Origin of the sequence: Arthrobacter sp. APC 3897 (assembly GCF_030407495.1) — a bacterium.
In the GTDB taxonomy this organism is placed as follows: Bacteria; Actinomycetota; Actinomycetes; order Actinomycetales; family Micrococcaceae; genus Arthrobacter_B.
In genome coordinates this window covers 11,525-34,441 of record NZ_JASDDG010000028.1, presented here as the reverse complement: position 1 = coordinate 34,441, position 22,917 = coordinate 11,525, and the positions used below count along the sequence as shown (strand labels likewise).

The 22,917-nt window shown below is 64.3% G+C and carries 19 protein-coding genes and 3 tRNA genes; 11 read left to right on the top strand and 11 right to left on the bottom strand.

Annotated elements, in window-relative coordinates; translation table 11 throughout:
* Positions 1 to 14 precede the first annotated feature (14 nt).
* On the top strand, positions 15 to 1,850 hold the full coding sequence (locus QMA10_RS13715; protein WP_290169190.1) for an ABC transporter ATP-binding protein: 1,836 nt from the start codon (positions 15 to 17) through the stop codon (positions 1,848 to 1,850).
* A 68-nt stretch (positions 1,851 to 1,918) separates the two neighbouring features.
* Here the strand turns inward: QMA10_RS13715 and QMA10_RS13710 are convergent, their stop codons facing one another.
* From QMA10_RS13710 to bcp, 6 genes are all read right to left on the bottom strand, one after another.
* A complete protein-coding gene (locus tag QMA10_RS13710) occupies positions 1,919 to 2,869 on the bottom strand; it encodes an ABC transporter permease (protein WP_290169189.1) in 951 nt (316 codons plus the stop codon).
* Entirely contained in the window at positions 2,866 to 3,870 is a 1,005-nt protein-coding gene (locus QMA10_RS13705) for an ABC transporter permease (protein WP_290169187.1), read from the bottom strand. The genes QMA10_RS13710 and QMA10_RS13705 overlap by 4 nt, the downstream gene beginning before the upstream one ends.
* 94 nt (positions 3,871 to 3,964) lie before the next feature.
* Complete coding sequence (locus QMA10_RS13700) at positions 3,965 to 5,662, bottom strand: ABC transporter substrate-binding protein (RefSeq protein ID WP_290169186.1); 1,698 nt, start codon at positions 5,660 to 5,662, stop codon at positions 3,965 to 3,967.
* 294 nt (positions 5,663 to 5,956) lie between these two features.
* Positions 5,957 to 6,655 carry a fasciclin domain-containing protein gene (locus tag QMA10_RS13695; protein WP_290169185.1) on the bottom strand — a complete coding sequence of 233 codons (699 nt, stop codon included), beginning with the start codon at positions 6,653 to 6,655 and terminating at the stop codon, positions 5,957 to 5,959.
* Positions 6,656 to 6,921: 266 nt separating this feature from the next.
* Positions 6,922 to 7,006, bottom strand: a tRNA-Leu gene (locus QMA10_RS13690).
* A 70-nt stretch (positions 7,007 to 7,076) separates the two neighbouring features.
* On the bottom strand, positions 7,077 to 7,544 hold the full coding sequence (gene bcp / locus QMA10_RS13685) for a thioredoxin-dependent thiol peroxidase (protein WP_290169183.1): 468 nt from the start codon (positions 7,542 to 7,544) through the stop codon (positions 7,077 to 7,079).
* 181 nt (positions 7,545 to 7,725) lie between these two features.
* Between bcp and QMA10_RS13680 the strand changes: the two genes are divergently transcribed.
* Positions 7,726 to 8,238, top strand: a complete 513-nt coding sequence (locus QMA10_RS13680; RefSeq protein WP_356835083.1) for a MarR family winged helix-turn-helix transcriptional regulator — start codon at positions 7,726 to 7,728, stop codon at positions 8,236 to 8,238.
* A 223-nt stretch (positions 8,239 to 8,461) separates the two neighbouring features.
* Here QMA10_RS13680 and QMA10_RS13675 read toward each other — a convergent pair.
* The 3 genes from QMA10_RS13675 to QMA10_RS13665 form a co-directional block, all read right to left on the bottom strand.
* A tRNA-Lys gene (locus QMA10_RS13675) sits at positions 8,462 to 8,537 on the bottom strand.
* 271 nt (positions 8,538 to 8,808) lie between these two features.
* A tRNA-Lys gene (locus QMA10_RS13670) sits at positions 8,809 to 8,884 on the bottom strand.
* Between the two features lie 101 nt (positions 8,885 to 8,985).
* Entirely contained in the window at positions 8,986 to 9,309 is a 324-nt protein-coding gene (locus tag QMA10_RS13665; RefSeq protein WP_290169179.1) for a hypothetical protein, read from the bottom strand.
* Positions 9,310 to 9,466: 157 nt separating this feature from the next.
* On the opposite strand from QMA10_RS13665, the gene QMA10_RS13660 reads away from it, so the two are divergent.
* Positions 9,467 to 10,423: a 2-hydroxyacid dehydrogenase gene (locus tag QMA10_RS13660; protein ID WP_290169178.1), complete on the top strand. Its 957-nt coding sequence runs from the start codon at positions 9,467 to 9,469 to the stop codon at positions 10,421 to 10,423.
* Positions 10,424 to 10,483: 60 nt separating this feature from the next.
* On the opposite strand, the gene QMA10_RS13655 is transcribed toward QMA10_RS13660, so the two are convergent.
* A complete protein-coding gene (locus QMA10_RS13655; RefSeq protein WP_290169176.1) occupies positions 10,484 to 10,930 on the bottom strand; it encodes a hypothetical protein in 447 nt (148 codons plus the stop codon).
* A gap of 161 nt (positions 10,931 to 11,091) precedes the next feature.
* Here QMA10_RS13655 and ilvD point away from each other — a divergent pair, with 161 nt between their 5' ends.
* From ilvD to QMA10_RS13615, 8 genes are all read left to right on the top strand, one after another.
* On the top strand, positions 11,092 to 12,795 hold the full coding sequence (gene ilvD, locus QMA10_RS13650; protein WP_290169174.1) for a dihydroxy-acid dehydratase: 1,704 nt from the start codon (positions 11,092 to 11,094) through the stop codon (positions 12,793 to 12,795).
* A 408-nt stretch (positions 12,796 to 13,203) separates the two neighbouring features.
* The gene (locus tag QMA10_RS13645; RefSeq protein WP_290169173.1) at positions 13,204 to 15,111 is read left to right on the top strand and encodes an acetolactate synthase large subunit; all 1,908 of its coding nucleotides are present in this window, start codon (positions 13,204 to 13,206) and stop codon (positions 15,109 to 15,111) included.
* Between the two features lie 4 nt (positions 15,112 to 15,115).
* Positions 15,116 to 15,631: an acetolactate synthase small subunit gene (gene ilvN, locus QMA10_RS13640; protein ID WP_104052391.1), complete on the top strand. Its 516-nt coding sequence runs from the start codon at positions 15,116 to 15,118 to the stop codon at positions 15,629 to 15,631.
* Positions 15,632 to 15,697: 66 nt separating this feature from the next.
* Positions 15,698 to 16,723, top strand: coding sequence for a ketol-acid reductoisomerase (gene ilvC, locus QMA10_RS13635; RefSeq protein WP_290169171.1), 1,026 nt, complete (start codon positions 15,698 to 15,700; stop codon positions 16,721 to 16,723).
* Positions 16,724 to 16,931: 208 nt separating this feature from the next.
* Positions 16,932 to 18,527: a phosphoglycerate dehydrogenase gene (gene serA, locus QMA10_RS13630; protein WP_290169169.1), complete on the top strand. Its 1,596-nt coding sequence runs from the start codon at positions 16,932 to 16,934 to the stop codon at positions 18,525 to 18,527.
* A gap of 335 nt (positions 18,528 to 18,862) precedes the next feature.
* Entirely contained in the window at positions 18,863 to 19,588 is a 726-nt protein-coding gene (locus tag QMA10_RS13625; RefSeq protein WP_290169168.1) for an ABC transporter ATP-binding protein, read from the top strand.
* Positions 19,585 to 20,979: an FtsX-like permease family protein gene (locus QMA10_RS13620; protein ID WP_290169165.1), complete on the top strand. Its 1,395-nt coding sequence runs from the start codon at positions 19,585 to 19,587 to the stop codon at positions 20,977 to 20,979. Before QMA10_RS13625 ends, QMA10_RS13620 begins: the two co-directional genes overlap by 4 nt.
* 48 nt (positions 20,980 to 21,027) lie before the next feature.
* The gene (locus QMA10_RS13615; RefSeq protein WP_290169162.1) at positions 21,028 to 21,810 is read left to right on the top strand and encodes a hypothetical protein; all 783 of its coding nucleotides are present in this window, start codon (positions 21,028 to 21,030) and stop codon (positions 21,808 to 21,810) included.
* Here QMA10_RS13615 and QMA10_RS13610 read toward each other — a convergent pair whose 3' ends face one another.
* Entirely contained in the window at positions 21,811 to 22,806 is a 996-nt protein-coding gene (locus QMA10_RS13610; RefSeq protein ID WP_290169160.1) for an NADP-dependent oxidoreductase, read from the bottom strand.
* Positions 22,807 to 22,917: the final 111 nt, after the last annotated feature.

The following is a 22,917-nucleotide window of genomic DNA, read 5'->3' as shown; positions in this document are numbered from 1 at the left end:
GGCAGGATAGGGAAATGACTGAAACCAGCCTTGGTTCACCTCTGCTTGAGGTGACGGATCTCGCGGTTAATTTCCGCACCACCGACGGAGAAGTGCAAGCCGTCAAGAACGCCTCCTTTACTTTGCCCCGCGGAGGGACGCTGGCAATTGTGGGGGAGTCGGGTTCAGGCAAATCCACCACCGCCATGGCGGTGATCGGCCTGCTGCCCGGAAACGGCAAAGTGGCCGGGGGCAGCATCCGTTTCGACGGCACTGAACTGGTGGGCCTGCCCGAGGCGAAGATGCGTGCCATCCGGGGGCGGTCCATCGGACTGGTGCCCCAGGACCCCATGTCCAACCTGAATCCGGTCACGAAGATTGGCACCCAGGTTGCGGAAACCCTGCTGGTTCACGGCATGGCAACGTCCAAGGATGTGGACCGCAAGGTCATCGAGGTGTTGACGGCGGCCGGTCTGCCGGACGCCGCGGAGCGGGCCAAGCAGTATCCGCATGAGTTTTCCGGCGGCATGCGCCAGCGCGCGCTGATCGCCATTGGCCTGGCCTGCCGGCCGCGGCTGCTGATTGCCGACGAGCCCACCTCGGCCCTGGATGTCACGGTGCAGCGGACCATCCTGGACCAGATCGGAAAAATGACCGAGGAGCTGGGAACCTCGGTGCTGCTGATTACGCACGATCTTGGGCTGGCGGCTGAACGCGCCTCCCAGCTTGTGGTGATGCACCGGGGCCTTGTGGTGGAAACCGGTCCAGCCCGCCAGCTGCTGGAGGATCCCCGGCACCCCTACACCCAGTCGCTGGTGGCAGCGGCACCCAGTGTTGCGGCGGTCCGTCTGAGCCCGGGGGCCTTCAGGGCGCCGGCGGCGCAGCGGCTGCGGCTGGCTGAGCAGGTGTACGCCGAACACTCGGAGGCAGCCGGCACGGGAGCCGACGACGGCGGTGCCGCGGCTGCTGCGGCTTCGTCACCGAAACACAGTGCCGGTGTGGACGCGGAGGGCTTGCCGGAAACGGTTGCGCCGGACAACGGCACTGCGTCGGACGAGAGCACTGCCCCGGACAATATTGTGGAGATCCGGGATTTGACCAAGGTGTATAAGATTCGCGGCCGTTCCGATGACTTCTATGCCGCCCGCAACGTCACGCTGGACATTCCCCGCGGGCGGACGGTGGCCATCGTTGGGGAATCCGGTTCCGGCAAAACCACCACGGCGCGGATGCTGTTAAAGCTGGTGGAACCCACCAGCGGAACCATGACCTTTGACGGGGTGGATGTGGGCTCCCTGGAAAAGGCCAAGCTGCGGGACTTCAGGCAGCGGGTCCAGCCGATTTTCCAGGATCCGTATTCCTCCCTGGACCCCATGTACACGATTCAGCGGATCCTGGACGAGCCGCTGAAAACCTACAAGCGGGGCTCCAAGAGCGAGCGCGATGCCAGGGTGCGCGAGCTGATGGACCAGGTGGCGCTGCCGCAGTCCATGCTGGGCCGCTACCCGGCGGAGCTCTCCGGCGGACAGCGGCAGCGCGTGGCGATTGCACGTGCCCTGGCGCTGAAGCCTGAGCTGATTGTCTGCGACGAACCGGTCTCTGCACTGGATGTCCTGGTCCAGGCCCAGATTCTGAAACTGCTGGGGGACCTGCAGGCAGAACTGGGGCTGAGCTACCTCTTCATCTCCCATGACCTGGCCGTGGTGCGGCTGATCTCGGACTACGTCTGCGTCATGAAGGACGGCGAGCTGGTGGAGGCGGCATCCTCGGAGGAAGTCTTCTCCAACCCCCGCCACCCCTACACCCGCAAACTGCTGGCCTCGATCCCGGGTAATGAGCTGAACATCGAGGAAGGCGAACTGGCTTCCTAAATCCGTTCGACGAAGAAAGCGCCGCTCCTGCGAACAGGAGCGGCGCTTTCTTCGTGGTCCGGAACCGGTTACTTCTTCCGGGTTTTGGGATCCAGGGCCTCCCGCAGGGATTCGCCCAGCAGGGTGAAGCCCAGGGCCGTGACGGCAATGCAGATGCCGGGCAGGAACGCCAGCTGAGGCGCCACGGCCAGCTCACTCTGCGCGTAGGTCAGCATCCGTCCCCACTCCGCCGTCTGCGGCTTGCCGCCGCCGAGGCCGAGGAAGGAAAGTGCTGCGGCGTCAATGACGGCCGTGGCCAGCGTCAGGGTTCCCTGCACAATCACGGGACCCATGCTGTTGGGCAGCAGATGGCTCATGGTGATGGTGCGGCGGCTCAGGCCCAGGGACTGTGCCGAGAGGATGTAATCGGCGCTCCGCTGGGAGATCATGGACGAGCGCAGCAGCCGGGCGAAGATCGGAATCTGGGAAACACCAATGGCGATCATGATGGCGTAGGTGTTCTGCCCCAGGATGGCTGCAATGCTCACCGCCAGCAGCAGGTTCGGGATGGAGAGCAGGATGTCGACGAACCGCATGATGAGGTTGTCCACCCAGCCGCCGATTCCGCCGGCGATGATACCCAGGAGCATTCCGCCGGCCAGTCCCAGGGCGGTGGAAATGACGCCGATGATCAGTGAGGCGCGGGCGCCCCAGATGAGCTTGGACAGGACGTCGCCGCCGAACCGGTCCAGTCCCAGCGGGTAGGCCTCAATGTCGCCGGGCCCGGGAATGCTGGTGGGCGTGATGTCCGTCCGGCCCGGAAGATCGTCGCCGCTGAACGGTGCCAGCACGGGTGCCAGGATGGCGACCAGGATGAACAGGCCAATGATTACCGCACCGGCAATCGCGGCAGGATTGCGGCGCAGCCGCTTGAAGGCTGAGCGCCACATGCCCGTTCCGCGGGTGTCGGCCTGGGCCGGTGCTGACGGCTCCCCGGGACGGATGGAACCGCCGGGAGCCGGCGGGAGAACTGTACTCATTGCACCCTCACCCTCGGGTCGATGAAGCCATAGGACACGTCAACAATCAGGTTGATCAGTGAGTAGGCGATGGCGATGAAAATGATGAATCCCTGCAGCACCGGATAGTCCAGGTTGAAGATGGCGTCCCGCAGGAATCTGCCGATGCCGCTGAAGGCAAATACCGTTTCAGTCAGCACGGCACCGGAAATCAGCAGGCCGGTCTGCAGCCCAATGGTGGTGGTCACCGGAAGCATGGCGTTGCGGAGCACGAACCTGCCCCGGATGGTTTTCTCCATCAGGCCCTTGGCGCGGGCGGTGCGCACGTAATCAGCGCCCTTGACCTCCAGGACGGAGGCGCGGGTGATGCGCACAATGATGGCCAGCGGGATGGTGCCCAGGGCAATTCCGGGCAGGACCAGGTGCATCAGCGCGTCCCAGGACGCATCCCATTCCCGGGTCAGCAGTCCGTCCAGCACATAGAAGTCGGTGATGTGGGTGGCGTCAATGCGCGGGTTCTGCCTGCCGTCCGGGGGAAACCAGGGAAGCTGGATGGCAAAGAGCCACTTAAGGATGAAGGCCAGGAAGAACACCGGGATGGTGATGCCCACGAGGGAGAGCACCACTGAGGAATGATCCCAGAAGCGTCCGTAGTGGGTGGCCGCGAGGTAGCCGAGCGGGATTCCGATGCCGATGGCAAAGATGAGGGCCACCACGGACAGTTCCAGCGTGGCGGGGAAGCGGGTGGCGAATTCCTCCAGGACGGGCCGGCCGGTGACCGTGGAAACGCCGAAGTCGCCCTGCAGGAGCTTGCCCACATAGACGAAGTACTGCTCCAGGATGGGCCGGTCAAAGCCGTAGGCGGCATTGATCCGCGCAATGGCCTCTGGTGTTGCTTTGTCGCCGAGCAGAGCGGTTGCGGGGCCGCCCGGAAGGCTGCGGACCCAGACGAACAGGAGGATGGACAAACCAATGAGTGTGGGAATCAGCAGAAGAAGGCGTTTGCCGATGACTTGCAGCACAGGTGTCCTTTCTCAGCGGGGTAAAGGCGCTGGATGAAGGAGAAGAAACAGTGAAAGGGCCGGGATCTCCGAAGAGACCCCGGCCCTGTGCTGCTTACTTGTTGAGTTCGATCTTGTTGAACACTTCGTCATTCACCGGGCTGGCAGGGTAGGAAACCACGCGCTCGTTGAAGGCGAGTGAGGGAGCCGGGTGTGCCAGCGGGATGGCAGGCACATACTGGGCGATGTCCTCGTTGATCTGCTCGTACAGCGGAGTCTGCTCCTCCAGGCTGCTCACCTGGCGGGCTTCTTCGAGTGCTGCAAAGATCTCCGGGTTGTCAAAGCCGAATTCCGGCTTGGCCTGTCCGAAGAAGACGCCTACGAAGTTGTCGGTGTCGTTGTAGTCCCCGGTCCAGCCCAAAAGGTGGATGCCGTGGTCCTCGGTAGCCTGGATCCGGTCCTGGTAATCGGGGGACCACTTGTTCGGCTGCGGGGTGACCGTGATGCCCACTTCTTCAAGCTGGGCGGTGATGTTGGTGTACACCTGCTCGGGGGTGGGCATGTACGGACGGGAAACGTTGGTCGGGTAGTTGAAGTCCAGGGTGAAGCCGTCCGGGTAGCCGGCCTCTGCCAGCAGCGACTTCGCCTTCTCCGGGTCGTATTCATACTCGGTGACGTCTTCGTTGTAGCCGTTGACGACGTCGGGGATGAACTGGCTGGCAACCTTGGTGCCCTCCGGCAGCGTCTGGTCCACCAGCGCCTGCTTGTCAATGGCGTGGGCGATGGCCTGGCGCACCAGCGGGTTAGACAGTTCCTCAACCTTCTGGTTCATGCCGAGGTAGAGGATGGTGAACGGTTCGCGGGCGATGACGTTGTAGCCGGCATCCGAAAGCGTCTGGGTGTCTGCCGGAGCCACCAGGTCATAACCGTCAATGGTGCCTGCCTCAAGGGACTGGCGGCGGGAGTTGGGATCGTCAATGACGCGGAAGATGATGTCCGTGACCTGCCCCTGCTCGCCCCAGTAATCGTCGTAGGCGGAGAGGGTGACCTGGTTGCCCACTTCCCAGCCTTCGAACTTGAACGGGCCGGTGCCGGTGGGGTGTTCCTTGGCATATGAGCTCAGGCTCGGTGCCTCCGCGGTGCCTGAGACATCATTGGCGGAGTACTGCTCCATGGCTGCCGGACTCTGCATGGCGAAAGCCGGCAGGGACAGGGCCGCAATAAAACCGGCAAACGGCTTGGCGAGGGTCACCACCGCCTCGGAGTCCCCGGTTGCCTCGCAGGACTCGTAGGTGGCGGTTTCGGGGGAATCCGAGAAGCCCTTGAACAACTTGCCGTAGTAGTAGGAGACGCTGTCTGCCTGCTGGATGCCCGTGAAGTTGTACCACCGGTCAAAGTTCGCGCAGACGGCTTCGGCGTTGAACTCCGTGCCGTCGTGGAACGTGACGCCCTCCTGGAGATCAAAGGTGTACGTCAGAGCGTCCTCGGAAGTCTCCCAGGACTTGGCCAGCAGCGGCTCGGGGTCCGCTGTGCCGGCCTTGACGCCAACCAGGCCCTCAAAGATCTGGCGGCTCACGCGGAAGGACTCGCCGTCATAGGCGAAGGCAGGGTCAAGGGACTTCGGATCGGATGACGCCGCGAAGACAAAGGTTCCGTCGACGTCCGACGACGCCCCGGCGTCGCCCGTTCCTTCGTCGCGCTCGCTCTGGGCACAGCCCGAGAGAATCAGGGCGCTGAGGGCGATCCCTGTGGTGATGGCCGCGGCGCGCCGTTTAGGGCGCGAACCGCTCGTAGATCGGCCGGCAAGTGACATGGTCTTACTCCTCTGGGGCGAGAGATACCCGTGTGTGGCGGGTGCCGTGTGCGGTGCATGCTGTTTGTGTGTCGTGGAACACAAACGTATGGACAGAGCCTAATGGCTGCCCGGGAATCCATCGGTATTTGAACGCCCGGCGGCGCGGTCACAATTCGGTCACACGGCAGGCAATCGGCTGCACAGGAGGTGCGCCGGGCACACAAAAGGCGGGCACCCCCCCCAGGGGCACCCGCCTTCTGCTCGGCTGCGAAGGTCGACACAGCCTTGCCGGCGCTAAACCGGCCGCTTGGGTTACATGCCGGGCATCAGGACGGTGTCCAGCAGGTAGACGGTGGCGTTTTCGGTCTGCACGCCGCCGCAAACCACTGCGGCATCGTTGACCATCAGGCTGTCGCCGGAGCCGGTGACCTCAACTTCTTCACCATTGACGGTGGCGTACATGCCGGAGAGCTCATCCGGCGTCATCTGGCCGGGAACCACATGGTAGGTCAGGATGCTGGAGAGCAGTTCAGGATCGGTCTTCAGGGTCTCGACGGTGGCCGGGTCCAGTTTCGCAAAGGCGTCGTCGGTGGGAGCGAAGACGGTGAACTCAGAGCCGTTGAGCGTATCCACCAGGTTGACGTCGGGATTCAGCTGGCCGGAGACTGCAGCGGTCAGGGTGGTCAGCATGGGGTTGTTGGAGGCTGCGGTGGCCACCGGGTCAAGGGACATTCCCTGGATGGAGCCGGCGCCTTCGGGAACGGCTGCCGCGTAGTCGGCGCAGCTGCCGCCCACCAGGTTGGCTGCCGGGTCAGCGCTCATGGACTCGCTGGCCATGGGATCGGAGCTCATGGATTCTGAGGCCGACGGGGACATGGACTCTGATGCCATGCCTGATTCGGAGCTTGTGGACGAGCTGTCGGTGGAGTCGGTGCTGCAGGCAGCCATGCCCAGCATGGAGACAGCGGCGATTCCGAGGATGGACATGTTCCGGCGGGTCTTGAAAGCCATTGTTTTTCTCCTTCTGGCGAGGACCCCGTTGCGGCGGAACCTCTGGTTGGTATGAACACCTCTTGGTGCGAGGTCTCAGAAGGTCTTCGGGCCGGCTCCGAAGCCGGATGGGTGGGAGGCCGGAAAAGTTTTGAAGTGCGTCACAGGCTGGAAGGGGACGGGGGAGGAGGAAGTGCGGGAAGGCAAAAGAAAACACCCCGGTCCGAGGACCGGGGTGTTTTCTTTTGCCGCGACTCATCCGTGAACGATGTCTCGACGATTATCTTTGGTGCGCGAGGAGGGACTTGAACCCACACGTCCGAAGACACTGGAACCTAAATCCAGCGCGTCTACCAATTCCGCCACTCGCGCGTATTGCTTCCAGGATGTTGTGCGCAGTTGTTGCGCAAAGCCCTAAAACCAGCCTCCAGTGTACCCGAGGTTAGGCAAGCCCCAGATCACGGGATAGTTTGGCAACGTGTCCGGTCGCTTTCACGTTGTACTGGGCGAGGGAAACCTTGCCTTCCGGGTCCACCACCACGGTTGACCGGATCAGGCCCTCGTAAGTCTTGCCGTAGTTCTTTTTCTCACCCCAGGCTCCGTATGCTTCGGCCACCGCATGGTCGGGATCGCTGAGCAGGGGAAAGTTGAGGTTCTCCGCCTCGGCAAACTTCTCCAGCTTGGGTACGGGGTCGGGGGAAATGCCGACGACGGCGTACCCGGCATCCTGCAGACGGTTCAGGTTGTCCCGGAAGTCGCAGGCTTCCTTGGTGCAGCCAGGGGTGGCCGCAGCGGGGTAAAAGTACACAATGGTGCTGCGTCCGCGGAATCCGGAGAGCGAGACGGAGGTCGAATCGGTGGCGGGGAGGGTGAAATCGGGTGCTGTTTCCCCCGGGGACAGGCGGGTCATGAGTCTCTCCTTGGTATCAATGCGCGGCTCACCAGTGTCTGGGCAAGACAGCGGGAGGCCCTGATGCTTATCATAGTAGGTGGTGGATTTGCAGGTTATCCGATCGGCTGATGAATCCTCACCCTGAAAGGAAGAGTTCTGTTTTATGCCCGATATGGAGCACTGGCCCACTGGTCGCCTCTTGTCTACGGCCGCACGTCTGGTCGAACATGCCTGGAATGAGAGGCTGGTCCGGATAGGTGTCACCCATGCAGGAGTGATCGCGCTTGGAGTCCTCGAATCCCAGGGACCCATGACGCAGGCGAGACTGGCTCAAATTGTGCGTGTACAGGCACAGACGATGGGCAAGACTCTTTCCCGCCTCGAAGCTCACGGGCACGTCACCCGCGTCCGCAATGATCTGGACCGGCGCAGCCACATGGTGTCCATTACCCCGCAGGGGCTCGAAGCGCTGCAGGAAGCCCACGACATTGAGCGCACTCTGACCGAAGGCCAGGAACTTATGTCTTCGGAACTGCGCGGTCAGCTGCGCAACCTCATCCGGGAGCTGGGGAATCCCCGCTGGCAACTCGCCGTCGATGTTCCGGGCCTGCCTATTCCGGTGGTGGCCCCGGAGGAAATCGAAGCCATTGCTGCCCCCGCCGGGCCTGTGGGCGATGAATCGCGCAACCCCGGTGTTGAAGCGGAAAAATGACCCGGGCCTGATCTCCGGGTAGGAATTACAGGGAGGCGCGCATCCCGGCGGGGAGCGCGCCTTTCGTGCTTAACGGCCGGCCGTCCCGGGTTGCCCGCGTCAGGACATGCAGGGGCACGGCTTCGTGCCGCCCAAGGATCTGTGTCAATCAAAACCTGGATCAATGCAAAAAAGGAGAGCGGCCCTGCCGGTATTTCACCGACCGGAACCGCTCTCCTTGATGTGGTGCACCCCCCGGGACTTGAACCCGGAACCCTCTGATTAAGAGTCAGATGCTCTGCCAATTGAGCTAGAGGTGCATCTTGCCGGGATGCCCTGCCGCCGGTCAAAACCGGCGATTTGTCATCCGCAACGACAAACAACGTTACCAGCCTTTTTCCCTGACTGCTAACGCGCAGGCGTGCAATCGGCAAAGTGAGACGCAGTTCATAGGCCGGCTCCGGTTTCGGTACACCCGGGGAGCTGAGCATGTCCGGGACGGCGTGGGACGTGCCGGCTGCCGGAAGGTCCTGGAGAGAAAGAAAAAACCCCGGCTGTTTGGTCATCGTGCCAAACAGCCGGGGTTCTCTTTGGTGCACCCCCCGGGACTTGAACCCGGAACCCTCTGATTAAGAGTCAGATGCTCTGCCAATTGAGCTAGAGGTGCATTTTCACAGATCGCAAACCATATTTTTTGCTCGATTTGCTCTCCGCAACGACATGAAACATTACCAGTACTTCCGGGAAAAAAGGAAATCGGCCGGAAACTCAGGGATGGGGTGTGTCTGCCTTCCGGTGTGTGCCGGCCGGGACCACTAGCTCCTGCGGGCTGCCGTCCCAATCATCGCTGTTATCAACAATCCAGGTTCGGGAGGGAAGCCCGGGGGTGCCGGAACCCGGCTCCTGTGGCTCCTGCGGCTCCTGCACGGCAGTGGCTGAAACGGTGTCCCGGGGAACCGGAGTGACCGGCAGTGTGCCGGCCCGCACCACTGCAGTGTTGTTCACCAGCCGTCTCAACAGGGCAAAAGCGGCACCGGCGCTTAGTCCGGCAACGGCAGCAGCGGACGTTGAAAACAGAGATAAACGTTTCATTCGACCCGCCCTTCCACTGGTGTTCCGCATCAGCCATGGACTGCGGGGACAACACACTGAACCGGTCTTCGACGTTACGGCGGTGCAGCAGCGGTGTCCAGAGTCCGCCGGCCGGAGTGCGCCGCGCAGAGCCGTCCCCGGGGCTAGGCTGTCAGGCATGAATGAGCCATTCCGCCCCGTCCGCGCCCTTACCGTGCCCAGTGAAGATCTTCTTGAAGCGCTGCAACCTTTGCCGGACGGCTTCCGTGCCGGGGTCTGGGACCTGGTGGGGGAGCCCCGCGGACTAACCTACGGCGAGATCGACGCCGTCGTGCTGCCGTATGCGGCCGGGAACAATTGGGGTGAGGCGCTGGGCCGCGTGCCCAACCTCAGGCTGATTCAGGCGCAGACCACCGGATATGACGGACTGCCGGAACTCGCCGGACCCGGTGTTGCCGTCGCCAGCGCGGCGGGCGTCCATGCAGCCGGGACCGCGGAGCTCGCACTGACCCTGATGCTGGCCAGCCTGCGCGGCGTGGATGATGCCGTACGCAATGCGCAGACCGGCACGTGGAAGAGCAGGCGTTACCGCGGTCTGGCCGACTGCAGGGTCCTGATGGTGGGTGTGGGCGGCATCGGATCCGCCATCGGGCGCCGCCTTGAACCCTTCGAAGTTGAACTGACCCGCGTGGGAAGCCGGGCACGCACCGATCAGCACGGAAAGGTGCACGGGGTGGATGAACTGGCGGAGCTGGCGGCAGCTGCGGATGTCCTGGTGGTCATCACCCCGCTGAGCGAGGACACCCGGCACCTCATTGACCGTGATGTCCTGGCGGCGCTGCCTGACGGGGCGCTGGTGGTGAATGTGGCGCGCGGAGCCGTGGTGGACACGGACGCGCTCACGGCGGAGGTTCTCTCCGGCCGGCTGTCCGCAGCGCTCGACGTCGTCGATCCGGAGCCGCTGCCGGCGGAGCACCCGCTGTGGAAGGCGCCCAATGCGATCATCACCCCGCACGTCGGAGGAAATACGGAGGCCTTTGTGCGGCGCATCCGGAAGCTGCTCGGGGAGCAGGCGGGCCGGCTGGCGCGCGGCGAAGAACCGGTGAACCTTGTGCTGCGCGGGCCGTGGGCGTAAGCCTGCCGTGGCTGGGCGGGACGCGGCGTCGGGCCGGCATCAGGCCAGCGTCAGCCGGTGTCAGGCCAGCGTCAGGAAGTGGTCGAGGAAGGCGCTGAAATCCTCCAGATCCGCGGCCTGTTCGATGATGCGGTGTTCTGTGCCATCGTCGATCCCCGGAAGCGGAGCCGCGGAGTCCACCCGGAACCGGAAAAGACGTCCGGTGTTGGTTCCCACTTCGTAGTCCCCCGGGTGCACTTCCTCCGTGTAGGAGAGGTTGGTCGAGTTGACGGCTGTGGGGGCCTCCAGGCCAGCCAGTGTTCCGGTATTGAACGGCGCGAACACCAGCTCGGCGGGGCGCCACCGGTAGCCCACCACATAGTAGGTTTCGGCACCGTCTCCGCCGGGCACTGCGCAGACCAGGTTGTAGTCCCCGTAGGTGGGGATCTGAGATTCAAACACATGCCGGAGCACAGCCTTGATGTCATCGCTTGAAGGCTGGTCGCGGAATTCTGGTGCCGAAGTCATTAGTCCAGTCTATGAACATCCGCCTCGGACAATGGAAGCCCGCCGCGGCAATACGCCGGTTGGTCATCCGCTTGTCACGCACGCTTCATGCGCCGTAACAAGCAGGGCATGCATCCGTCACATGCCCCGGAACGGTCACTGAAAGGTTCTAAGATCAGAGCATGAGTGCGGAGAATACCCCTGACATCAAACCCCGAAGCCGAGTAGTCACCGACGGGATCCATGCAGCCCCGGCCCGCGGCATGTTCCGGGCGGTCGGGATGGGGGACGACGATTTCGCCAAGCCGCAAATCGGCGTCGCCAGTTCCTGGAACGAAATTACTCCCTGCAACCTGTCCCTGAACCGCCTGGCCCAGGGCGCCAAGGAAGGCGTCCACGCGGGCGGCGGTTTCCCCATGCAGTTCGGCACCATCTCGGTGTCCGACGGCATTTCCATGGGACATGAGGGCATGCACTTTTCCCTGGTGTCGCGTGAAGTCATTGCCGACTCCGTGGAAACCGTGATGATGGCCGAGCGCCTGGACGGGTCCATCCTGCTGGCCGGCTGCGACAAGTCCCTGCCCGGCATGCTGATGGCCGCGGCGCGCCTGGACCTCTCCAGTGTGTTCCTCTATGCGGGTTCCATCATGCCCGGCTTCGCCAAGATGGAAGACGGCACCGAGCGCGAAGTGACGCTCATTGACGCTTTTGAAGCTGTAGGCGCCTGTGCCGCCGGCAAGATGAGCCTCAAGGACCTGGACACCATCGAACGTGCCATCTGCCCGGGCGAGGGTGCCTGCGGCGGCATGTATACGGCCAACACCATGGCATGCATCGGTGAAGCCCTGGGCATGTCCCTTCCCGGCTCCGCGGCGCCGCCCTCGGCAGACCGCCGGCGCGACGAGTTCGCCCGCAAGTCCGGCGAAGCCGTGGTCAACCTGCTGCGCAAGGGCATCACCGCCCGCGACATCATGACCAAGAAGGCCTTCGAAAACGCGATTGCCGTCACCATGGCCTTCGGCGGTTCCACCAACGCGGTCCTGCACCTGCTGGCCATCGCCCGCGAGGCTCACGTGGACCTGACGCTCGAGGACTTCAACCGCATCGGTGACCGGATTCCGCACCTGGGCGACCTGAAGCCCTTCGGCCGGTATGTGATGCATGACGTCGACAAGATCGGCGGCGTGCCGGTGATCATGAAGGCACTGCTCGACGCCGGCCTGATCCACGGCGACTGCCTCACGGTTACGGGCAAGACCGTTGCGGAGAACCTGGCGTCCATCAACCCGCCGGATCCGGACGGCAAGGTTCTGCGCGCCATGGACAACCCCATCCACAAGACCGGCGGCATCACCGTCCTGCACGGTTCCCTGGCGCCGGAAGGCGCCGTGGTGAAGAGCGCCGGCTTTGACGCCGACGTCTTCGAAGGCACCGCCCGTGTGTTTGAACGTGAACAGGGAGCACTGGATGCCCTCGACAACGGAGAAATCCACGCCGGCGACGTCGTCGTCATCCGCTATGAGGGCCCCAAGGGCGGACCGGGCATGCGCGAAATGCTCGCGATCACCGGTGCCATCAAGGGAGCGGGACTGGGCAAGGATGTTCTGCTGCTCACCGACGGCCGGTTCTCCGGCGGCACCACGGGTCTGTGCATCGGCCACGTGGCTCCGGAAGCTGTCGACGGCGGTCCCATCGCCTTCGTGAAGGACGGCGACCGGATCCGCGTGGACATCGCCGCGCGCACCTTTGACCTGCTGGTTGACGAAGCCGAGCTGGAATCCCGGAAGGTCGGCTGGAAGCCGCTGCCCGGAAAGTTCACCACCGGCGTCCTCGGGAAGTACACCAAGCTGGTCAACTCCGCCTCCACCGGCGCCTACTGCGGCTGAAAACCTGCGGCCCCGGTTCTCCGCGTGAGAGCCGGGGGGGGGCAGGGCTGAACACGCCTGCAGCAGTCGGACGGGCCCCGGCGACGTCCGCTTCCGGCGGGCGCCGCCGGGGAGGCCCCGCCAGCGGTGGACACCTTGTCCACATAATGAGACGCCGGTCTCATTAGTTTGACACCCCCGCAGGGGACGGGAAGACTAAAGGGCATGCAGATCGTACCCGTCGTCCTTACCAAGCGCGTGGCCTAACCGCCGAGCTTGCAAGAACGTCACGCGCGAACCCCTACGGAGCCAACCGGCACGAGGGGTTTTTTTATTGGCTCAGACAAAAGCAGAAAAGCCGTCCCGGGCCTATCGCCCGGCCGGCCGTCGCAGCAGATCACATGAATAAGTATCCGTAAGGAAGATTTTATGAGTAAGGGATCGCCAATCAGCCCGTCGCTGATGGCCAGCAAGGCCAGCGTTGCCGCCAAGGCAGCCGCGGCCAAGACACGTGATGTTGCCTCTTCCGTTTCCGTTTCGTCCGAAGCCGTGGACACCCGGGTGCAGGGCCCCAACAACGTTGTTCCGCCCACTGAGATGACCGGCTCCAAGGCCATTGTCCGGGCACTGGAAGAGCTGGGAGTTGAGGACATCTTCGGCCTGCCCGGCGGAGCCATTCTTCCGACGTATGACCCGCTCATGGATTCCACCAAGCTCCGGCACATCCTGGTTCGCCACGAACAGGGAGCCGGACACGCTGCGGAGGGGTATGCCATGGTCACCGGCAAGGCCGGTGTCTGCATCGCCACCTCCGGGCCCGGCGCCACCAACCTGGTCACCGCCCTGGCAGACGCCCATATGGACTCGGTTCCCATGGTGGCCATCACCGGCCAGGTCTCCAGCGCCTTCATCGGCAGCGACGCCTTCCAGGAAGCGGACATCGTGGGCATCACGATGCCCATCACCAAGCATTCCTACCTGGTCACCAACGCGGATGATATTCCCCGCGTCCTGGCAGAAGCCTTCCACATTGCCACCACAGGCCGCCCCGGTCCGGTGCTGGTGGACATCTCCAAGGACGCCCAGCAGGCCAGGACCACGTTCTCCTGGCCGCCCCGGATTGATCTGCCCGGCTACCGCACCGTTGTCCGCGGCCACTCCAAGCAGGTGCGCGAAGCCGCACGCCTGATCGCGGCCTCCCACCGCCCCGTGTTCTACGTAGGCGGCGGCGTACTGAAGGCAAATGCCTCCGCAGAGCTGCTGGAACTGGCGGAACTGGTGGGTGCGCCCGTCGTCACCACGCTGCAGGCCCGCGGCGTCTTCCCCGACTCGCACCGCCAGCACGCGGGCATGCCGGGTATGCACGGTTCCGTTTCGGCGGTCACGGCCCTGCAGCAGTCGGACCTGCTCATCACGCTGGGCGCGCGCTTTGATGACCGGGTCACCGGCGTCCTGTCCTCCTTCGCGCCCGGAGCGAAGGTCATCCACGCGGACATCGACCCCGCCGAGATTTCCAAGAACCGGCCTGCGGACGTGCCGATTGTCGGGTCGGTCAAGGAGATCATTCCTGAACTCTGCGACGCCGTCCGTACCCAGTTCGCCGTCGAGCGTCCCGACATTTCGCCCTGGTGGGAGGTCATTGACCGGCTCCGCGAAACCTACCCGATGGGTTACAGCGAACCCGAGGACGGCCAGATTGCCCCGCAGAAGGTCATTGAGCGCATCGGTGCACTGACCGGACCGGACGGTGTGTACGTGGCCGGCGTGGGCCAGCACCAGATGTGGGCCGCGCAGTTCATCAAGTACGAGCGTCCCCGCGCCTGGCTGAACTCCGGCGGCCTGGGCACCATGGGTTATTCGGTGCCTGCAGCCATGGGTGCCAAGGTTGGCAACCCGGACCGCGTGGTCTGGGCCATTGACGGCGACGGCTGCTTCCAGATGACCAACCAGGAACTGGCCACCTGCCTGATCAACAAGATCCCGATCAAGGTTGCCATCATCAACAACTCCTCGCTGGGCATGGTGCGGCAGTGGCAGACCCTCTTCTACGAATCCCGCTACTCCAACACGGACCTGAATACCGGCCATGACACTGTCCGGGTTCCGGACTTCGTGAAGCTCGCTGACGCCTACGGCTGCGCCGGTCTGCGGTGCGAGCGCGAAGAGGACATTGACGACACCATCCGCCAGGCCCTGGCGATCAACGACCGCCCGGTGGTCATCGACTTTGTGGTCAGCCGCGACTCAATGGTGTGGCCGATGGTTCCCTCCGGCGTGTCCAATGACCTGATCCAGATTGCCCGCAACATGACACCCACCTGGGAAGAGGAGGACTAGGGCCATGGCACGCCACACCCTTTCCGTACTGGTTGAAGACGTTCCCGGTGTCCTGACCCGCGTTGCGTCCCTGTTTGCCCGCCGGGCATTCAACATTAATTCTTTGGCCGTGGGCCCCTCGGAAGTGCCGGGACTGTCCCGCATCACCGTGGTGGTTGAGGCCGAAGGCGACCTGCTGGAGCAGGTCACCAAACAACTGAACAAGCTCGTCAATGTCATCAAGATTGTCGAGCTGGTTCCCGAGTCTTCCGTGCAACGCGACCACATCTTGGTCAAGGTTCGCGCGGATGCCGCAACCCGGCTGCAGGTAACCCAGGCAGCCGAGCTGTTCCGTTCTTCCGTGGTTGACGTGTCCACCGACTCGCTGATCGTTGAAGCCACAGGCACCGCCGAAAAGCTCAACGCACTCCTTGCAGTGCTTGAACCCTTTGGCATCCGCGAAATAGTTCAATCCGGAACGCTGGCCATTGGCCGCGGCTCCAAGTCCATGGGCGACCGTGCGCACCTGCGCACCGCCTAGGCCTTCGCTGCCGTTCCGACCCCAACCTTTATCCAAGACAGCAACAAACTTCAGTAGGAGAACACTGTGACTGACATGTACTACGACGACGACGCCGACCTGTCCATCATCCAGGGACGCACCGTCGCGGTCATCGGCTACGGAAGCCAGGGCCACGCCCACGCCCTCAGCCTGCGCGATTCCGGCGTTGACGTCCGCGTTGGCCTCAAGGAGGGCTCGAAGTCCCGTGCCAAGGCCGAAGCCGAGGGTCTGCGTGTCCTCAGCGTGGCCGATGCCGTCGCCGAGGCTGACCTCATCATGGTGCTTACCCCGGACCAGGTGCAGCGCTTCGTGTATGCCGAGGAGATCGCTCCGAACCTGCAGGCCGGTGACGCCCTGTTCTTCGGCCACGGCTTCAACATCCGTTACGGCTACATCCAGCCGCCGGCAGACGTCGACGTTGCGCTGGTTGCGCCCAAGGGTCCGGGCCACATTGTGCGCCGCGAATTCGAAGCCGGCCGCGGTGTTCCCGACCTCATCGCCGTCGAGCAGAATCCTTCCGGCAAGGCCAAGGAACTGGCGCTGTCCTACGCGAAGGCCATCGGCGGCACCCGTGCCGGCGTCATCGAGACCACCTTTACCGAAGAGACCGAGACGGACCTCTTCGGCGAGCAGGCCGTGCTCTGCGGCGGCGCCTCGCAGCTGATCCAGTACGGCTTCGAAACGCTGACCGAGGCCGGCTACAAGCCGGAGGTCGCGTACTTCGAGGTGCTGCACGAGCTCAAGCTCATTGTTGACCTGATGGTTGAGGGCGGCATCGCCAAGCAGCGCTGGAGCGTTTCTGACACCGCCGAGTACGGCGACTACGTTTCCGGGCCGCGCGTCATTGACGAGAGTGTGAAGGAAAACATGAAGGCTGTCCTCGCGGACATCCAGAACGGTGCCTTCGCCAAGCGCTTCATCGATGACCAGGACGCCGACGCCACGGAGTTCAAGGCACTGCGCCAGAAGGGTGAAGACCACCCGATCGAGGCCACCGGCCGCGAACTGCGCAAGCTCTTCTCCTGGATCAAGTCCGAGGATGACTACACCGAGGGCTCCGTCTCCCGCTAGGCAGCCCTGCCATTGCAGGTGAGCCGGTAACCTGCCGGTAACACAGAGCACACGATTAAGTGCGCCCAACAGCGAAACGATAAGCTCGAAAACAGCAAGCCGTTTCGGTAAAGAGGCCGGGCCCGGTTGAACGGGTCCGGCCTCTTTGCGCAGAAAAACGCTTCACCAAGATCCCCACCAGAATCCACCACAGCTAAAGAGGTCACCGGTGACAGCCACCAAACCCGTCGTACTTATTGCGGAAGAACTTTCCCCGGCCACGGTCCAGGCCCTGGGCCCGGACTTCGAGATCCGTTCCGCCAACGGAGCGGACCGCTCGCAGCTGCTCTCCGCCATTGCGGATGTGGATGCCATCCTGGTGCGTTCCGCGACCCAGGTGGATGCCGAAGCCATCGCCGCCGCGAAGAACCTCAAGGTCATTGCCCGGGCAGGTGTCGGTCTGGACAACGTGGACATCAAAGCTGCCACCCAGGCCGGTGTCATGGTGGTCAACGCTCCGACGTCGAACATTATCTCCGCCGCCGAACTGACCGTCGGCCACATCCTGTCCCTGGCCCGCCATATCCCGCAGGCCAGCGCCGCGCTCAAGGGCGGCGAGTGGAAGCGCTCCAAGTACTCCGGCACTGAGCTGTATGAAAAGAAGATCGGCATCATCGGCCTGGGCCGCATCGGCGCCCTGGTGGCCGCCCGGCTGCAGGGCTTCGGCACCGAAATTCTTGCCTATGACCCGTACATCACCCCCGCCCGGGCCGCCCAGCTCAATGTAAAGCTGGTGACCCTGGACGAGCTGCTGGAGCAGGCGGACTTCGTCACCATCCACATGCCCAAGACCCCCGAGACGCTGGGTATGCTCGGCGCGGAGGCCTTCGACAAGATGAAGGACACCGCCTACGTGGTGAACGTGGCCCGCGGCGGCCTCGTGGACGAAGACGCCCTCTTCACGGCGCTCACCGAAGGCAAGATCGCCGGCGCCGGCGTGGACGTCTTTGTGAAGGAGCCCTCCACCGACCTGCCGTTCCAGGCCCTGGACAACGTCATTGTCACCCCGCACCTGGGCGCCTCCACCGCGGAAGCCCAGGAAAAGGCCGGCGTCTCCGTGGCGAAGTCCGTCCGCCTGGCCCTGGCCGGGGAACTGGTGCCCGACGCCGTGAACGTAGCCGGCGGCATCATTGCCGAGGACGTCCGCCCGGGGATTCCGCTGATCGAAAAGCTCGGACGCATCTTCACCGCACTCTCCTCCGATTCCGTTACCGCCATCGACATTGAGGTGGCCGGCGAGATCGCTGCGCTGGACGTGAAGGCGCTGGAACTGGCAGCACTGAAGGGCATCTTCACGGATATCGTGTCCGAACAGGTCTCCTATGTGAACGCTCCGGTCCTGGCCGAGCAGCGCGGCATCGAGGTGCGTCTGCTCAAGACCCCGGATGTGGATGACTACCGCAACGTGCTGACCATCCGCGGCGCGCTCTCGGACGGCACCCAGCTGGAAGTCGCCGGCACCCTGACAGGTCCCAAGCAGATCGAAAAGCTCGTAGGCGTCAACGGCTACGACCTGGAAATCCCGATCAGCGACCACCTGCTGGTGCTGATCTACGCCGACCGTCCCGGCGTCATCGGTGCCCTGGGCCGGATCCTGGGCGAGAAGGACATCAACATTGCAGGCATGCAGGTGGCCCGCAGCACAGAGGGCGGCCAGGCGCTGTCGCTGCTGACCGTGGATTCCTCCGTCCCGCAGGACGTGCTGGAAACCCTGCGCACCGAAATCGGCGCCACCGTGGTCCGCGAAGTGGACCTGCAGGGCTAGTTCCGCACTGCGGCTCCATCGCCGGCGGCAGCACCACGGGCAGCAGGGACCGGTTCCGTTTCGGCGGGCCGGTCCCTGCCGGTTTCTTGGCCTTAGCCGGCCCCGGACCATCCTTCGTGCAGATCCGGGGACATCAAAAGTCTCTCGTGCAGATGACGGGGCCAAGACCCCCGAGAATGCCTTTTTGAGCCCTTGATCTGCACTGAGGATTTCCGGAAGGTCCTTTAGGCATCGGATGCGCCATCTATTTCTCCACCCGCGGTAGGAGACGGCAGGCGTCCGGATTCATGCCGTCCTCCGAGGCGCCGCCTGCCCGGGCAGGAAAGCATGGGGGCATGACTGCATCCATGTCCGGTGCGCCCCTGCTGGCGGCCGAAAACCTGATCAAGACGTACGGCGGCGCTCCGGCGCTGGCCGGCGTCAGCCTCACTGTCCGGCCCGGGGAGTCGCTTGCCGTCATGGGAGCCTCCGGTTCAGGAAAGACCACCCTGCTGCACTGTCTGGCGGGCATCATCCCGCCGGACGCCGGCCGGGTCCGGCTGTTCCGGGACACAGCGCCGCCCCTCGAGGTCACGGCCCTGAATGACGACGCCCGGTCGGCCCTGCGGCGGCGGGAGTTCGGCTTCGTCTTCCAGCAGGGACTGCTCATACCCGAGCTCACTGCGGGGGAGAACGTGGCCCTGGCCCTCATGCTTGACGGCACGCCCCGCCCGCAGGCGGAGCAGGCTGCCGCCAACGCCCTGGCTGACCTGGGACTGGCCGGCATGGCGGAACGGCGGATTGGGGAACTGTCCGGCGGACAGGCACAGCGGGTGGCCATCGCCCGGGCACAGGTCACCGGTGCCCGGATGCTGTTCGCCGACGAACCCACGGGTGCCCTGGATTCCCGCACCTCGGCGGAGGTCATGGAACGGCTGCTGCGGACAGTGCAGGGAACCGGGCGGGCTCTGGTGGTGGTCACCCATGATTCCGAAGTGGCCCGCTGGTGCGGCCGCATCATCACCCTGGCCGACGGCGTCGTTGTCGCGGACACATCCGGTGCAGCGGGAATCCGCCGATGACCGCCATGGCCTCCGCTCTGATCCGCGCAGTGGACTCTTCTCCGCTGGCCGTACCGCTGCGTATTACCTGGCTGCTGAACCGTCCCGGTACCGCCGGGCGGACAGCCGCGCTCCTGCCGGCCGCATCCTTCGCCGTGGTCACCACCCTGCTGCTGACGGTCCTGGCTGGATCCCTGTCCTTCCTGCAGTGGGGGGATGAGGAGGGTGACCTGTACCTGCTGCTGGCCGGGTTTGCGCTTATCCTGCTGGTCCTTCCGCTGATCACCCTCGGAGGATCAGCCGCACGGCTCGCCGCCCGCCGCCGCGATGAGCACCTCTCAACGCTGCGCCTGCTGGGTGCTTCCGCCGCAACGGTTCGCCGGGTGACGGTCCTGGAGGCCGGAGCGCAGGCGCTGGCCGGCGCGCTGGCAGGAGTGGCCGGCTATGTGGTGCTCGCACCGTTCGTCCAGCTGATACATTTCCGCGGCGCACCGCTGGGCGCTGCCTACTGGCTGAACCCGGGCGCCGGGACCGCAACCGTTGCGGCGGTGGTCCTCCTGGCCGCGGTCAGCTCCGCCGTCGGCCTGCGGCGGGTGACGGTTTCACCGCTGGGAGTGCGGACCAGAGCCAAAGCGCAGAAGGTGCACTGGAGCCGGGCCGGAATAGCCGTTGCCGTTCTGGGGCTCTGTGTCCTGGCCCTGGTGATCCCCGGCGCGGGGGCAGCACTTGGCCTCATGATTATTTTTGGGGTGTTCGCCGCCGGGATGTCTGTCCTGAACCTGGCGGGTCCGTGGCTGGTGGGTGTTTCAGCCCGGCGCCGGCTGAAACGGGCGCAAACGCCGCAGGCCCTTCTTGCCGCGCGGATTGTGCTCGATTCCCCGAAGGCGGCGTGGCGGCAGGTGAGCGCCTTGTCGATGGTCTGCTTTACCGCTGTCATTGCCGGCGCCGGTGCCGCGGCCCTGCAGGGAGCCCAAGCAGAGGGACCGGAGGACTTCCTGCTGCAGGACATCATGACGGGTGTCTTCATCACCGTCATCGCCGGCTTCCTCATGGTGGCCTGCTCGGCCGGCATCAACCAGGCGGCAACCGTCCTGGACCGGGCGGAGCTGTACCGCAGCCTGGCCAAGACGGGCATGCCGCGCGAGGTCATCGATGCGGCCCGCATCGGAGCCGTGATGCAGCCGGTGCTGCTGGTCAGCCTGGTCTCCTGCGCCGTGCCCGCGGTGCTGCTCTTTCCGATCATCGGCGCAGCCCTGCTGTTCGCACCGGTGACCATGATCTTCCTGGCCGTATCGGTGGCAGCCGGGGTGGTGCTGGTGCGCGCGGGGCTGGCAGCGACGGGTCCGGTCCTGACAGGTGTACTGGACACCGGATCCGGTGCAGGGGGAAAAACGCAGCTCCCGTTACACTGACCCCATCGGGTGTTCCGCTGAGCCCGGAGCACCAGGGGGAGAGAACAGATGGCCAGGGGTCCGGCTGAAAACATCACGGTGGAACGGGCAACACCCTTGGAACGCAGCTGGTTCGGCCCCGCCCTGCTGCTGGCGTGGCTGAGCACGTTTGCCCTGGTCTCATGGTCCGGCGGCGGGAGCAGCGGAGGGGGAGGAGCTGAGCCGGGTGCCGCTCTCATCTATGGAAGCGGTGCCGCGCTGACGGGACTTGCGGTGTTCCTTCCCGTCCGTCCGCCGGCGCTTCGGCTCCGCGCCGTCATTTATGCGCTTCCGGTACTTCTGGTGATCATCCTGCTGTTGCTTACCGGCCCCGGGTTGTCTACCGGCCTGGCCGTAGCTTTCCTTCCGGCCTGGGCACTCATCACTGCGCTGTACGGAGTGCGGGGCGGACTCCCGAAGGGCGCGCGGCACGTTCTTCTGTATGCGGCATCCGCTCCGGTGGCCGGCGGCACCGGCTTTGCTGCCGCCCTCGCGCTGTTCTATCTTGCGTTTGCGGGGTTCCCGATCGAAGTACTTTTGGTGCTGCCGCTGCTCCCCCTTCTTCTCCTGTTCAAGACGCGCTACCGGCGGCACAGGGGGCGGACGCTGGTCGAAATCACCCTGTCCGTGCCGGTGATCGCCTGCAGTTTGGGATTGTTCGGACTGCTGGGGAGGGGACCGGGCTGGTCCCCGGACCTGGCTGCCGCGGCGGCACTGCCTGTGTATAGCACTGCGGCAGTCCCCGCCGCAGTGCTGCTGGGCCTGGGCTACCTCGCCCGGTTCGACACAGCCGAATACACTATGACCGCGTGATCAGCCCCGGCTGACCACCACTTTCCCCTGCATCCCGCCCTTTCGCAGTGATTCCAGCGCCTCCGGCGTTTGGTCAAAGGGAAATACCCTGCCAACCACCGGGCTCAGGACGCCTTCGTCAACCAGTGCCGTGACGCGGCGAAGCTGATCGCCGCTGGCGTGCATAAACAGGAATTCGTAGCTGACACCCAGTTTCCTGGCCCGACGCCGAACCCCGGCACTGAGCCCGGCAAGAGCCAGCCGCATCAGCGGGTTTAGGCCTGTTTCGCGGGCAAACGCCGCATCCGGCGGGCCGGCAATGCCTATGGCTTTGCCGCCCGGGCGCAGGACGCGCAGGGACTTTTCCAGGTTCCTGCCGCCCAGAGTGTCCAGCACCAGATCATAACCATGCAGCAGCTGCTCGAAGTCGGAGGTCCGGTAGTCGATGACTGTGTCTGCGCCGAGGCTGCGCACAAAGTCGGCGTTAGAGCCGCCGGCAGTTGTTGCCACCTCAGCGCCCAGATGCTTGGCCAGCTGGATGGCGATCGATCCGACGCCGCCCGCCCCTGAGTGGATGAGGACCTTTTGTCCGGGCTGAACGTTGCCGCGCTCAATCAGGACCTGCCAGGCCGTCAGCGCCACCAGCGGGAGCGAACCGGCTGCGGTCAGGTCCAGTGAGACCGGCGTTGGAGCCAGATCCTTCTCGTCAATGGATATCCGTTCAGCGAAGGTCCCGATGCGGTCCCTTCGGGGCCGGGCATAGACAGTGTCGCCGGGGGCGAAGCTGCTGACCGAGCCGCCTGCCCGAACCACAGTCCGTGCCACTTCATTGCCCAGGATCAGCGGCATCCTGTAGTGCAGGATCCGCTTGAACTCACCGGAACGGATCATCTCATCCAGATGGTTGACGCCCGCGGTATGCACCTCAACAAGCACATCGTTCTCACCCATCTTGGGCTCGGGCATCTCCGTTTCCTGCAGCGGCCCCTTGTACCGGGATATTGCGAACGCCTTCATTCCGCAACAGCGCACCGAAGCAAACAGACAGTCAAGCAACGTCCCGTGCTTCCCGGCACAGTGACCCGGAACCGCCCGAAGCGACACCGACGGGCAAAACAGGGTAATTTT